Source organism: Vibrio sp. ES.051, assembly GCF_002563795.1.
Taxonomy (GTDB): domain Bacteria; phylum Pseudomonadota; class Gammaproteobacteria; order Enterobacterales; family Vibrionaceae; genus Vibrio.
The window spans coordinates 805195-819296 of the sequence record NZ_PDJL01000003.1 but is presented as its reverse complement, the minus strand read 5'-3'; the positions used below and the strand labels follow the sequence as shown (position 1 = coordinate 819296).

15 protein-coding genes are annotated in these 14102 nt (G+C 43.8%); 12 read left to right on the top strand and 3 right to left on the bottom strand.

The genetic code is table 11. The features are described 5' to 3' along the window. Positions 1 to 11: 11 nt before the first annotated feature. Entirely contained in the window at positions 12 to 323 is a 312-nt protein-coding gene (locus ATG66_RS04380; protein WP_098414141.1) for a PTS sugar transporter subunit IIB, read from the bottom strand. Between the two features lie 291 nt (positions 324 to 614). On the opposite strand from ATG66_RS04380, the gene yhfZ reads away from it, so the two are divergent. The 12 genes from yhfZ (at position 615) to ATG66_RS04320 (ending at position 12251) form a co-directional block, all read left to right on the top strand. Next, positions 615 to 1511 carry a GntR family transcriptional regulator YhfZ gene (yhfZ, locus tag ATG66_RS04375; RefSeq protein WP_179885587.1) on the top strand — a complete coding sequence of 299 codons (897 nt, stop codon included), beginning with the start codon at positions 615 to 617 and terminating at the stop codon, positions 1509 to 1511. 22 nt (positions 1512 to 1533) lie between these two features. After that, entirely contained in the window at positions 1534 to 1887 is a 354-nt protein-coding gene (locus ATG66_RS04370; RefSeq protein WP_098414139.1) for a hypothetical protein, read from the top strand. A 22-nt stretch (positions 1888 to 1909) separates the two neighbouring features. Further along, positions 1910 to 2797 (top strand): phosphotriesterase-related protein, encoded by an 888-nt coding sequence (locus tag ATG66_RS04365; RefSeq protein WP_098414138.1) that lies wholly within the window; start codon positions 1910 to 1912, stop codon positions 2795 to 2797. A gap of 11 nt (positions 2798 to 2808) precedes the next feature. Beyond that, positions 2809 to 3168, top strand: coding sequence for a DUF2620 domain-containing protein (locus ATG66_RS04360; RefSeq protein WP_098414137.1), 360 nt, complete (start codon positions 2809 to 2811; stop codon positions 3166 to 3168). A 2-nt stretch (positions 3169 to 3170) separates the two neighbouring features. Then, entirely contained in the window at positions 3171 to 4475 is a 1305-nt protein-coding gene (locus tag ATG66_RS04355) for a YhfT family protein (RefSeq protein ID WP_098414136.1), read from the top strand. 149 nt (positions 4476 to 4624) lie between these two features. Next, a complete protein-coding gene (locus tag ATG66_RS04350) occupies positions 4625 to 5767 on the top strand; it encodes an alanine racemase (RefSeq protein WP_098414135.1) in 1143 nt (380 codons plus the stop codon). Then, a complete protein-coding gene (locus ATG66_RS04345) occupies positions 5760 to 6992 on the top strand; it encodes a phosphopentomutase (RefSeq protein ID WP_098414134.1) in 1233 nt (410 codons plus the stop codon). The genes ATG66_RS04350 and ATG66_RS04345 overlap by 8 nt, the downstream gene beginning before the upstream one ends. Before the next feature lie 71 nt (positions 6993 to 7063). Next, on the top strand, positions 7064 to 7267 hold the full coding sequence (locus tag ATG66_RS04340; protein WP_257145714.1) for a hypothetical protein: 204 nt from the start codon (positions 7064 to 7066) through the stop codon (positions 7265 to 7267). 67 nt (positions 7268 to 7334) lie between these two features. Continuing rightward, on the top strand, positions 7335 to 8849 hold the full coding sequence (gene istA, locus ATG66_RS04335; RefSeq protein WP_143699666.1) for an IS21 family transposase: 1515 nt from the start codon (positions 7335 to 7337) through the stop codon (positions 8847 to 8849). Further along, positions 8839 to 9600 carry an IS21-like element helper ATPase IstB gene (gene istB / locus ATG66_RS04330; protein WP_098414133.1) on the top strand — a complete coding sequence of 254 codons (762 nt, stop codon included), beginning with the start codon at positions 8839 to 8841 and terminating at the stop codon, positions 9598 to 9600. Before istA ends, istB begins: the two co-directional genes overlap by 11 nt. A gap of 19 nt (positions 9601 to 9619) precedes the next feature. After that, the gene (locus tag ATG66_RS04325) at positions 9620 to 11341 is read left to right on the top strand and encodes a TonB-dependent receptor domain-containing protein (RefSeq protein WP_441351605.1); all 1722 of its coding nucleotides are present in this window, start codon (positions 9620 to 9622) and stop codon (positions 11339 to 11341) included. A 31-nt stretch (positions 11342 to 11372) separates the two neighbouring features. After that, entirely contained in the window at positions 11373 to 12251 is an 879-nt protein-coding gene (locus tag ATG66_RS04320; RefSeq protein WP_098414132.1) for an alpha/beta hydrolase, read from the top strand. Positions 12252 to 12600: 349 nt separating this feature from the next. Here the strand turns inward: ATG66_RS04320 and ATG66_RS04315 are convergent, their stop codons facing one another. Together ATG66_RS04315 and phnX are read right to left on the bottom strand one after the other, a co-directional pair. Next, positions 12601 to 12939, bottom strand: coding sequence for a cytosolic protein (locus ATG66_RS04315; protein ID WP_098414131.1), 339 nt, complete (start codon positions 12937 to 12939; stop codon positions 12601 to 12603). Positions 12940 to 13231: 292 nt separating this feature from the next. Then, positions 13232 to 14047: a phosphonoacetaldehyde hydrolase gene (gene phnX / locus ATG66_RS04310; RefSeq protein WP_098414130.1), complete on the bottom strand. Its 816-nt coding sequence runs from the start codon at positions 14045 to 14047 to the stop codon at positions 13232 to 13234. Positions 14048 to 14102: the final 55 nt, after the last annotated feature.

Here is a 14102-nt window from a genome sequence, read left to right as displayed (position 1 = left end):
GTGACCTCCTTTTACTTAAGTGATTGATAAAGTTTTAACGCTTGCTCAAGAATGACGTCGCCTTTCATCATTCCGTAATCAAGCATTTCGATTAGACCGCACGCTTTTCCCTCTTCCTCGGCTCGTTGCTTGAATTGCTCAAACTTAAACTTGACTTGAGGGGCAACTAAACACACGTCATTTTGCGACAGACGTTCTTCGAATTCCGTAATGGAATAGGCATTGATTTGGCACGTTAGCCCTTGTTGTTCTGCTGCTTGCTTCATTTTGTTCACCAGCATGCTGGTGGACATTCCCGCAGAGCAACACAAAAATATGTTCATACAAATTCTCCATAAACATGGTTAAAGATTACTCGATTAGCATAAGTTTCAAAATTTTGAAAATATATGCGCAAAGTCACACTTGTGATATATCCCAATCCAAAGCAGAGAATTTTTCATCTCATAAAAATAGATTTAAGCTTATGTTTTTTAAAGTAAAAAATGCATTAATTTTAGTGGAATTAAATATTCAAAAATTTGAATTCAATCGAAAGAAGCGTAGTTTTCGGTTGTAAATTGAACTACCATGGATATAACTAGAACTAAATCCACAAAATAATGAAGAATAAAGTGTTAGACAAATACCTAAGTAAAGAGGGCCAATCTCTGGTTGCGATGTCTCGTTATCTGCTTGCCACTGAAGAGGGCACAAAACTAAAAACCGTGGAAGAGCTGGCTGAGGATTTTGATATCTCTATTGGGTATGCGTCACGTGCGCTAAAAACTATGGAGAAAAACGCGGCAATTACCGTTAGTAAAGGGGGGCGAAACGGAACTGTCTTATTGGCTAAGGATCATCGTACGCTATTTGAGATGTCTGGACTGAGCAAACTGATTTGCTCGATGCCTTTGCCTTACACGAAAAAATATGAGGGGTTGTCCAGTGCGATAAAAGCGCAGCTCGACGATGTGTACTTTGCCTACATGAAAGGGGCGACCTTGCGTGGCGAGTGCCTGGCTAATGGCGTCTATGATATGGCGATCATGTCTGAACTGGCGGCAAAATCGGTCATTGAAAAAAGCGATACAGAAGTGGCCGTCAACTTAGGGCCTCACAGTTACACCGTTGGTCACCGATTAATTTACCGAAAAGATGAAAAAAGTGCGGTTAAAAAGGTTGGGGTCGATCCAGAATCTCCCGATCAAATGATTCTCACGAAAATGCTGTTTGCCGAGCAGAGCGTGGAATTTATTGAAATCAACTATAACGATGGCTTAACGTCGATTCAGAATCACGCCATCGACGCCATGGTATGGGAGGTCAAAGACATTGCTTTACTCGAACTACTCGACTTGCAAAGTGAGTTAATCGACCACCCACACAAACAAGAGTTGTCAAGTGCAGTGATATTAATTCGTAAAGAGGATATTTTCCTAAAAAATTATCTGATCAATATTCTGGATACAAGCAAATTATTGGCACATCAAGCAGCTGTTTGTGAAAAAGTAATCTTACCATCATATTAGTTTAAAACTTGAGGTTATGAACATGGAAGAAAAACTAAAAATCCTCTTTGAGGCGGGGATAATCGATCATGACACGCGAGTCGGCGTATTAAAAGCCAGTGAAATGATCTGTGATAAATATAGTTTGCCTACAGATTTAGAACAACTAAGTATGGCGATGGTGCATTTAGCAAATGCGGCCATGCGTATAAAAAATGGAACTCCTATTACCAATGGCCTCAACGAAGATATATTAGAAGAGATACAAAGTGATGACAGTTTTAATTGCATTAACCAATTCAACGATACACTCTGTCAATTAGTTGGACTGGTTTCTGTACCCAGAGAAGAAAATTCATTTTTATTAAGTAACTTATATTCGCTATCGCTACTTTGACTATCAAAAGGTTGGGTTATCAATGGCTAAATTCGATCCTGGTTATTATACCTATTGCCATGAGCATCTACATATAAATTTATCGCCACAAAAAAATGATGAAGACTGTTTTTTAAATGAATTTTCACTACTTTGTGAAGAATTAACAGAACTTAAAAAACGTGGAGTTCACAATATTGTAGAAGTAACTAATAAGTATATTCATCGAGATGTTGAGTTTGTTAATAAACTCATGCAAGCCACGGGTATTAATGTATTGATGTCTACTGGCTATTATATCGAAGGTTTTTTCCCATCAAAGCTTTACGACATGAATGTAAACGAGATTGCCAAAACCATGGTAGATGAACTGACTTTAGGCATGGATGGAACCACTCACAAGGCGTCGGTGATAGGGGAAATTGGCAGCAGTAAGAATGAGTTTACACCAACAGAGCAGAAAGTGTTTCGGGCTGCTGCCATAGCACACAAGGAAACCGGAGCCCCTATATCAACGCACACTAGCTTTAGCACCATGGGCAGAGATCAAGTCAAACTATTGTCGAAATATAACATCGACATGACTTGCATTTCGATCGGTCATTGCGATCTACGCGATCACTTTGATGATTTACTCTGGCTACTAGATGCCGGTTGCAACATTCAGTTCGACACCATTGGAAAGAACAGTTACTACCCCGATAGCAAGCGAGCGCAAACACTTAAAATGCTAATAGATAGGGGTTACGCACGACAAATCATGCTTAGCATGGATGTCACTCGGCGTTCGCACCTAAGCAAAAATGGAGGTTTAGGTTTTTGCTATTTAATCGACAGCTTTGTTCCAATGTTAAAAGCACATGACATATCCGACATAGACATTGAGACAATGTTGAGAATAAATCCTGCCCAATTTTTCACACAGCAGTAAGGATTATAACAATGAAAAAGATCGGAATCGCTGGTCTTCAGCGTGAGCAAATCAGAGAGCAGATCGAACTGACCGCCCCAGGTCATTTCGAATGCCACATTTTAAATGACATGGATGCAGCCATGAAGGTCAAATCCGGGGAACTTGACTACTATATTGGTGCCTGTAACACCGGCGCTGGTGCGGCAATTAGCATGGCAATTGCGATTATCGGCTTTAACGAGAGTTGCACCATTGCCAAACCGTCTATTCGTGCGAAAGAAGATGAGGTTCAGCAATTTGTCTCTTCAGGTAAAAAAGCCTATGGACTGTCTATTGAACATATTGAGCATGCTATTCCCCTATTAACTAGACAACTGGTGGAGGCGTAGCTATGGAGCTGTATAACACATTACTTATTGCCGCACTATGCGCAATGACCGCTCTGGTTGCACATATGAGTGCCGCCGTATTCCACGACGGGATCCGTCCCATATTGCCACAGCTGATTGAAGGTAACATGAAACGCAGAGACGCTGGCTCTGTCGCGTTTGGGCTGTCGATTGGGTTTGTTGCCTCGGTGGGCATTTCGTTTACCTTATCAACAGGCCTACTCAATCCTTGGCTATTGTTTTTGCCAACCGATATCATCGGCGTACTTGCTGGCAGCCGACTTATAGCTGTCGTTGGCGGTGGCTTGTGGGGTATGTTAGTGGTCACCAGTTTAGCTGGTGTTAATGCGATTCTCACGGGACTACCTATTGATGCGCTAGGTGCTCTGGGCGAGCTGGGTACACCTGTTATTACCGCATTTGCCCTCTTCCCCTTACTGGCCATCTTTTACCAATTTAACTGGAAAGCAGGGTTAGTGGCGGGCGTAATCATACTCCTCTCTCGACTGCTAACCATTAAGTATACAGGTATCTATCCTGAGTCGATTCAAATCTTTGTCGGTATGGTGATGTTGGTAGGGATTGCGATTCACAAAGACATCAAAGACAAAGCTGCTGGAATCATGCCATCGGATATGAGTAGCATGCAGAGTTTATTCGAAGAGCGTACCAAGCGTATCATGAAAAATATGCCTTATCTTGCGGTTGTCGGCGCGCTAATCTCCTCTGCAGCGGCTTCGGGAATTTTCGCCGGCTCAGAAGTCTCTATCTACTCTCTGGCTGAAGCTTATAAAATTGACGATCCTGTAGCACGAAGCGAAGCTATTTCTCAAGTCTCTCTCTCTGAGTTTATGCGCGGTTTAGGCTTTATTCCGCTTATTGCCACCACTGCACTGGCCACGGGTGTTTTTGGCGTCGTAGGTTTCACCTTCGTGTTCATCGCTGGTTACCTAGCACCTAATGTGCCAGTTGCTGCAGCACTGGGCGCCGTTACCATTTGTGCTGAGATTATGATGCTTCGCGCTGTTGGGCGTTTTTTAGAGCAATTCCCATCGATCCGAAATGCTTCTGACAATATTCGCAATAGCATGAACACCTTGATGGAGTTTGCGCTGTTAATTGGTGGTGTGCTGGCAGTAATGAAAATGGGTTCGACAACAGGCTTAAGCATATTTGTTCTGTTCTATTTCTTAAACGAAGTTATGGGCCGTCCAGTGCTTAAAATTGCGGCACCAGCCGTAGCAGCCATATTTACCGGTGTATTACTCAATATACTCTTCTTTATGGGTATGTTTGTACCAGCATAAACTTAATTAACTAAACCAACCAAACTCAAGAAACCATTTAATTCATAACTGGGAATATATTCCAGAGGTTCATTACGCCTGTAATATACCCCAAAAATAAAGTTGTTAACTGAGTTCATATTTAAAAAGGCATTGTAATAGGAGTAAATATGTTCCTTGACGCTTTAATAAAACAAAATTCTGCGTTAATTGATGCAACACTACAGATGCATCATGAGCGTACTCTATATCCCGATACTTATGTAATTGATGTCGACACGTTTATAGATAATGCGACACAACTAAAAAAGCAGGCAGATAGAATAGGCATCAAGCTTTACGGTATGACTAAGCAAGTTGGTCGAAATCCTTACCTTGCAAATAAACTCATCGAAATAGGCTATGAGGGTATTGTTGCTGTCGACTATTATGAAGCTCTGTCACTTCATTCTGCAGGCATAAAAGTTGCGCATGTTGGTCATTTAGTTCAGCCACCTGAAGCAATGTTAGAGTCGATTGTCTCAGATATTAGGCCAGAAGTTGTCACTATTTACAGTTTCGAGAAAGCGCAGCGTCTATCGTATTGGGCACAAAAGCACGAACACTGCCAGAAAATACTGCTTAAGTTCTGCGATCAAAAAGATCATTTATATACCAACCAAGAAGCTGGGTTCCAGATAGGTGATATTCAAGAGGTTGTGCAAAAAATTTCGATGCTACCAAACATCGAAATCGGTGGCGTGACGCATTTTCCATGTTTTCTCGCGCACGGAGAGGCGGTTGCCAAAACCAATAACCTATCGACGCTACTCAAGGCAAGTGATTACTTAACTCAAGTCGGTTTTGATAATCACTATATCAACGCGCCTAGCTTGACCTGCAGTGCGACACTACCTATCTCAGGAGAACTTGGCTGCACACATTGCGAACCTGGGCACGCACTTACTGGAACCATACCCATCAACCAGACAGGCTCTCAACCTGAAAAGGTCGCTATGCTGTATCTTTCCGAAGTCTCTCATCAGTTCGAAAGCCACTCTTACCTGTTCGGTGGGGGCTACTACCGTAGAGGTAACTTAATGCACGCACTCGTCAAGGGGGCGAAAATCGCCGTCACCAACGATGATACCGACAGCATCGATTATCACCTCAAACTTAAAGGTCATCATCCCATTGGAACACCAGCGATCATGGCGTTTCGAACACAAGTGTTTACCACTCGAAGTCGTGTAGCGCTGATAGAGGGGTTAAGCCAAGGCAAAGCCCAATTGCAAGGCATCTATACTAGCACTGGAGAAACAATCCATGGGTAGATTCATTGTTGTGGTACTCGATGGTTTTGGGATCGGTGAGATGGCTGATGTCTCTATGACTCGCCCCAACGATGTTGGTGCCCATACCGCTGGCAAACTCATCAAGGAATTTACCAACTGTTCACTACCCACCATTGAGGGCTTAGGTTTAACACACCTTGTTGACGCTTCCGCATCCGGCGAATCGAAATACAAACCCGTTTATGGCAGAGCCAACTTGATGCATGAAGGGGCCGATACCTTTATGGGACATCAAGAGATCATGGGTACATTACCGAAATCGCCCTTGGTTATACCCTTTCAACATGCATTGCCAAAGATTAAGCAGGCTCTGTTCAATAACTACTTTCGAGTACAAGAAGTCACCCAAAATGGACTGAGTGCTTTATTAGTGGAAGATGCTGTCGTTGTGGGTGACAACCTAGAGGCGGACTTAGGCCAAGTTTACAACCTCACCGCCAATCTTAGCGCGGTCACTTTTGAAAAGTTACTCTCAATTGCCAAGGTTGTTCGAAGCGCCAATGAAGTCGGACGCAACATCGCATTCGGCGGTTATCTCGACACAAGTTCGGCAATGTTGGAAGCCATTGAAACCAAATCCATCAACGGCGTACCCACTTATATAGGGGTAAATAGTCCTAAATCGGGTGTCTATGAGCGAGGATTTCAGGTTCAACATATCGGCTATGGTGTCGACCATGAGACTCAAGTACCACAGCAACTAAAAAGCATAAATATTCCTACTTACTTGTACGGAAAAGTCGCGGATATTGTCAGCAACTCAAGTGGCGTAAATTACCAGTCGATGGTTGATACCAATCTATTATTCGACAAGTTATTTGCTGACATCTCTCGTCATACGACGGGTTTCTTCTGTCTCAATGTACAAGAAACCGATCTCGCTGGTCATCAGCAAAATAGCCAACAGTATTGGAATATTCTCTCCAAAGCCGACAAACGAATCGCTCAAATTATCGATGCTATGTCCAATGACGACTATCTGATCGTCATGGCCGATCACGGCAACGATCCTTACATTGGGCACAGCAAACATACCCGTGAACAAGTTCCGTTATTGATTCACAACAAAAAACTAACGCAAACAAAAGATATTGGCACAAGAAAAACGCTTTCCGACGTGGGTGCGACCGTCTGTGATTATTTTAGTGCGCCTATGCCAGAAAATGGGAAGTCATTTTTGACTCAACTTAACACTCTAACTTAGACAGCCCCGTTTACAACTATGCTCAGGTAACGGCTCCTGGTCGTATCGTCAGAGATTGTAATACAGGTAGCATGATCCCTGAACCTACAACAATCAATGAGTTTTTCACTAAGCTCGGCTTGGATAGTATCTATAATCCCGCTACGCCACATGATCCTGAGATGTTCCGCAAAATGCAGTTCAACTCAACCAACGCGTGGGGCTTTGTCGGATATCAGCTCGGTGAAGCCGTATTTGTTAAATTGCATCCAGAACTGATCCACTTCACCCCCTGATTTGCACCGAAAACTGATCCACATCATCTAACCTAAATCCTGCTGAGTCTTAGCAGGAGAATATGGAGTGATTGACGTGTCATTATTAAGTGTTATTCGTCGTTGGCATTTCCGCGAAGGAATGTCGCAAAGAGAAATAGCCAGACGTACTGGACTATCCCGAAATACCGTTAAACGTTATTTGAAAGATCAAACTATCGAACCTGTTTATCCAAAGCGGCATTCATTGAGTAAACTAGACGAGTTTAAAGAATTACTGACTTCTTGGCTAAAACGAGAAATGAAGCGACCGAGAAAGCAGCGCAAAACGGTCAAAAACCTTTTTCAAGACCTCGTTCCGCTAGGCTATAGCGGCTCGTATGACAGAGTCGCTTCATTTGCACGTAAATGGCGCGAAGAACAAAAACTCGATGCGTCTAAACGAACGTATATGCCGCTAGAGTTTGCCCCTGGTGAAGCCTTTCAGTTTGATTGGGGCGAAAATTGGGCCTATATCAATGGCCATAAAACCAAGCTACAGGTCGCTCACTTCAAACTCAGTCATAGCCGCGCATTCCTCCTTCGAGCCTATTATTCTCAAAGTCATGAAATGTTATTTGATGCCCATAACCATGCCTTTCGCGTGTTCCAAGGCGTTCCAGAACGGGGGATCTACGATAATATGAAAACTGCGGTTGATGCGGTCAAAAATGGCAAAGATCGAGTAGTGAATCGTCGCTTTTTAACAATGGTTAGTCACTACTTGTTTGAAGCCGACTTCTGCAACCCAGCCGCAGGTTGGGAAAAGGGGCAGATCGAGAAGAACGTGCGGGATGTGCGTTCTATCATCTGGCAGCGCGCTCCTAAGGTGAAAACCTTAGAAGAGCTTAATCAATGGCTTGAAGCCCAATGTTTACGGGACTGGCAGTCACGTAGACACCCTCAATATCGTGATATGACCATAGAGCAAACGTGGCTAAGTGAGCGCTCCCAATTAATGAAAGTCACAGCGCCGTTTGATGGTTTTATCGAGCAAAGCAAGCGAGTCTCCTCTACCTGTTTGGTGAACTTCGACAGAAATAAATACTCCGTGCCTGCAAGTTACGCAAACCGACGAGTGAGTCTGCACGCCTACCCCGATAGTATTGTTTTGGTGGCAGAAGGTCAGCCCATAGCAGAGCACCAAAGAGTCTTTAATCCTAAACATGAGCCGCCACACATTGTTTATAACTGGCGACATTACCTGTTGGTTGCGCAACGTAAACCAGGCTCTCTGCGTAATGGCGCACCGTTTCACTTGCTCCCTGAGAGCTTTAAGCACCTGCAATCAATATTATTACAGCGTCTTGGCGGCGATAAGGAAATGGTCGAAATCTTGTCATTGGTTATTCATCACGATGAAAAGCTGGTAGAGCAAGCCATTAATATGGCACTGGAAGCAGGCACACCATCAAAACAACACGTCATAAACTGTTTAAGCCGCTTACTCAATCCTTCTCCAGTTGTACCCGTCCCCGTCTCTCAAGGGTTGCGACTGGTTACCGAGCCAACCAGTGATACGTCGCGATATGACGAATTAAGAGGAAAACGTCATGCACAATGAAGCGTTATTAAGCACATTAAAGGCACTCAAGCTTCACGGCATGGTTAGCAGTATTGTTGAACTTGCCTCTCAAAACTCTCCTGCTTATCAACAAGCTCAACCCATCCTTGAAACCTTGTTAAAAGCAGAGATAGCAGACCGTGAAGTACGCAGTATCGCTTACCAAATGAAAGCGGCAAAGTTCCCAGTCTATCGAGACCTATACGGTTTTGACTTTAGCGAGAGTACAGTCGATGAGTATCTAATACGAGGTCTGCATCGCTGTGAGTTTATCAAAGACAGCCAAAACATCGTGCTTGTTGGTGGTCCAGGCACAGGGAAAACGCACTTAGCGACGGCGTTGGGCGTACAAGCCATACAACACCATCAAATGCGGGTCAGGTTCCTATCGACCATAGAACTCGTCAATACGCTAGAGCAGGAGAAGCAAGCGGGTCATGTGGGCCGCCTCGCTAATCGATTAGTGAGCTGCGACTTAGTCATACTAGATGAACTTGGGTATGTCCCTTTTAGCCAAGCGGGTGGGACATTGCTGTTCCATTTACTCAGTAAACTCTACGAGCGTACGAGTATCGTCATTACCACCAATCTCAACTTCACGGAATGGTCGAAAGTGTTTGGTGATGCAAAGATGACAACGGCATTGCTGGATAGGCTGACTCATCATTGTCACATCATTGAAACGGGTAACGACAGCTATGTTTTAAGGAATCAAAAAAGAAGTCGAAGGAGAAAACCAAATAGAAACTAACGTAAAAATGTAGTCTAGAATAGACTTACTTAGGTGGATCACTTTTCAGTGCAAATGGTGGATCAGATTTAAGTGCAAATTAACACAAGATATCTCAATTAGAGGTATGCCTGCTCAATATACGGCAATTCTCGTCGATGGGAGAAAACAGTCTGGTCGAGAAACTCAAACTAATGGCAGCACGTTTACTGAGCAAGATTGGCTTCCCCCGTTGAGTGCAATTGAACGTATTGAAGTTGTACGTGGCCCTATGTCAACCCTTTATGGGTCTGATGCTTTAGGTGGTGTGATTAACATTATTACGCGGAAAGACTATCAAAATTGGCATGGTAGCTTGCGTGCAGAAACAACGCTTCAAGAAAACTCCAAATCTGGGAATAGTTATCAAGGACAACTTTACCTCGCTGGGCCAATAGTTGATGGCCTGTTGAGTGCCTCTTTGACTGGCCTTTATCAGGAAAGAAAAGAAGACAAGATCGAAGGTGGTTATGCTGGTAAGACACTCGATAACTACCGAGCATCTCTATATCTCACGCCAACCTCGGATGACACCTTCACTTTAGAGTTCAGCACTCATAATCAAGAGCGAATGACGAGTCTAGGTAAGTCAGTGGTGCGAGAGTCTCAAGTTGCAGAGCGAAAATATGAACGCCAGTCTATTGGTTTTGGTCACGATGGTAACTACGCTTGGGGTACGACTTCTTCATTTATCAGTAATGAAATAGTAAAAAATATCGGTGCGGATAAAGAAGTCGAGAATAGTCAAATCAATACGCAATGGGGTCTTCCTCTTGATGCACACTACTTAACACTGGGCGTATCTTTCGAGCAAAAGGCTCTGACTGACAATAAACTGTCATTAACCTCCGAAAACAAGCAATGGGCAGTATTTGCTGAAGATGAGTGGTATCTCACTGATGACTTTGCGCTGACTATTGGCCTACGCTATGACGACAATGAGATCTTTAACGGACAATTCAGTCCAAGAGCTTATGGGGTCTGGTCTATTGACCCTAGTTGGACGCTAAAAGGTGGTGTGTCTACGGGTTATCGAGCGCCTAGCCTGACACAAATGGACGAAGAGTGGGTTCAAGAGAGCTGTAGAGGGCGTTGTTCCATTTACGGTAATCCAGACTTAACAGCAGAAACCTCAGTCAATACAGAGATGGGGCTGTATTACGTTGATGAGCGAGACCTTTCTGCAAACATTACTGTGTTTTACAGCAACTTCAAAGACAAAATCGAAAGTGAGTTTGTCGATCCGACTTGTACTGATAGCAGAAGTTGCGACCGTACTTACGCGAACATTGATGATGCGATCAGCTATGGTGCAGAAAGTTCCGTTTCTAAAGGTATTACAGAGTCAATTACACTAAGTGCGACCTACTCGTATACTCGTAGTGAAAAGAACACTAATGACGATGATGATGGCTTGCCACTTGTACAAGCACCTGAACATCTCTTCTCACTTAATGGTGATTGGGCTGTGCGTGACGATATTGCTTCATGGGCGCGTGTGAACTATCAAGGCGAAGAAAAAAACAACATTACTAGCGATAGTACAAGAACTTTAGCACCTTCTGTTACTTACGTGGATCTCGGTGCGAATTGGCGTGTCACTAAGAATGTGAAGTTAATGGCAGCGGTTTACAACTTGTTCGATGAGCAAACTACTGAGGAAGAGTTTGGCTACATTGAAGATGGCCGACGTTACTGGTTAGCTGCTGAAGCGACTTTCTAATCGACTCACTTTTTAGGCGAAGAACAAAACTATGAATACGAAAATAAAGTCTGCGATGACCTCTCTATTACTTATGCCTCTTACCTGTTTGGCAGGGGAGTTCAATGTAGAGAAAGATATCTTGTTCAAAACTGTAGGTGAAAGAGAGATTAAACTCGATCTTTATACTCCCTCGGTTGAATCAAATGCTCGGTACCCGTTATTGGTTTGGGTACATGGTGGTGCATGGAAACGTGGAAGCAAAGATGCCATCCCAGAAAAGAACCCATTATTGCTTCAATCTGTATTGAATGAAGGTTATGCGCTAGCGTCGGTCGATTATCGTTTAAGTGGAGAAGCGATCTTTCCTCAACCAGTACAAGACATCAATGATGCACTGAACTATTTGCACGATAATGCTGAAAAGCTAGGTATCAAAGCTGATAATTTGGTGATGATGGGACGCTCTGCAGGTGGCCATTTAGCGGGCTTTATTGGTGCAACTAACTCGGCATACAATCAAGTGGATTTCTATGATCCTCCGAAATATATGGTTTCTGCCGTGGTGAGTTTTTTCGGCCCAACTGATTTACTTGAGTTAGGTAATAAAGGCGGCAAGAAAACCAATAAGAAATCGTCGGTGTCTCGCTTTTTAGGTGATATTCCAAGTCATATTCCAAGCATTGCCAAGCAAGCATCTACGACAACCTATGTTAACGAAAGTGCCCCCCCATATATCCAGCTTCATGGCACCTTGGATAAACGAGTTCCTCTATCTCAGAGCGAGATTTTAAAAGCAAAGCTGGATGAGTACGGGGTACCTAACCAATTGTTCATAGAGGAAGGTGTGGGGCACAGTGCATCAGTCTTTGATACAGACAAATACGTCCCGCATATTTTAGACTTCTTGAATCAACACTTTCCGAATTAACTGTTTTGGTCGATACGTTGCTCTAAAAATTTTGACTGTTTCATACTGAGCCAATTTCAACCGCAATTGGCTTTTCATATTCCTCTTATGGAGTTCTCACCTTGAGATTAATACGAGTCTTTCTTAGTTATAGGCAATGGTAGAATCCATCATCGTTTTTTTGCCCGCTAGCGTTTTAGAACACATAGTTGTGGTAATAGAACCAGCTAATGCGCAAAGCATGTACATTGCTTTTCTTATTGAAGTTAGGAGCCGGCTCCATTCAATTCACGCCCTGTTAACAAGCGAAACGCTTGCGAATGAACGGCTAGGGATGCCAATTTGCCGATTTCAACTTACTGAATAATTTTCAGTCCATTCGGGTAATAAAGGTTTGCTCGTCATCCACAAAAGCTACATAACCGGCATTATAGATAAATACTCGGCCGCGCCCTTCCACTAGACAGGCAAGCATTGGGGGGAAATCTTCTTCGTTATCCTGGCGTTGAAAAGTGCCAGTATCGGTGATGACGCCGCGGAGTGTAGGCAAATATCCATAAGCGCGCTTGGCTTGATCAATCAGGCTCAATTCGCTATCGCTAGAGAAGTAAGTGGGAATAGACCCAGCTTCTTCAATAAATAGAGGTTTCAGTTCTTCAAAAGCTGTAATCACCAGCCAGTCGATGCCGTTAACATGATGTATAAACATAGAGTTTCTCGGTAATTCTGGTGCGGGGATTCTATCACTATCAGGGGCATAACGTAGGAGAGATTTAGTTACTAAGGCGGTAATTCTGTGTCATTTCTGGACATTCACTAGGCCAACTTGAAACTCATCTTTGCCCCCCTTTTTTGTTTCAACCGATTCGACACAAACTTCACCAAAGCGATCTTTTATTTACTTTTCCTTATCTAACTAAGTGACCAAATTCACTATGCCACTACAATTGCCTCTAACTCAATTGAGAATTCAGTTGAGTTAGAGGTTTTGTACATGAATCCTATGGACGCTCACCTGCCGCAAGGCGACGTTCGATATCTGCAACTACTTCTGGGAAGTCAGCGATAGTATCGATTAGGTAATGCGGTGAGCTCTTGATCAATTTTACACGTGCTTTTTCACGAGCGGCATTAAGCGTTGCTTCATCCGCGGCTTGGTATTCTTCAAACGTAAGACCCGCTTCGTTACCAGAAAGCAGCAAACCAACAGTCCACATACTGGCGTTATGACCTTCATCGATGCCCGGTGCTGCGTCATCCACTTTGATACACGCGTTAACGCTGGTCACGTTTAGCTCAATCAAGTTCTTCAGTACCATAAATGGTGCAGGGCGACCACCTTGAGGCAGGTCATCCGTTGCTACTACATAATCTGGTTTGTAGCCGTAATCCTCCGCAACTGGAATCAGTACATCCATCACTTCGCGAGGGTAACCAGAACAAGAACCGATCTTGATGCCTCTGTCTTTCAGACCGTTCACGACTTCAATGGCATTTAGAATGGGCTCGGCGTGGTCTGCAACTTTGGCTTTTTGCAGAGGCATAAACGCCGCATAGATAGCGTCGATGTCTTCGCTAGTCATTGAGCGACCAAACTTCTCATTCCAACGCTTATCAACCGCAGGGATGCGACCAACAGCTTGGATGTGATCCCATTTACCAAGCCCCATTGGCTCGCGCGCTTCTTCAAGGTCGATGTCGAAATCAAAGCCTTGCTTAAACGCTTCCACAAAGATGCTGGTGGGTGCAAAAGAGCCGAAATCGACGATAGTGCCAGCCCAGTCAAAGATCACTGCTTGAATTGGTGAGTTGCTCATGTTCAATCCTTTTTCTTGCTTGCCAGAGCGCTGTCTAAACGTTGGAACTGCGCTC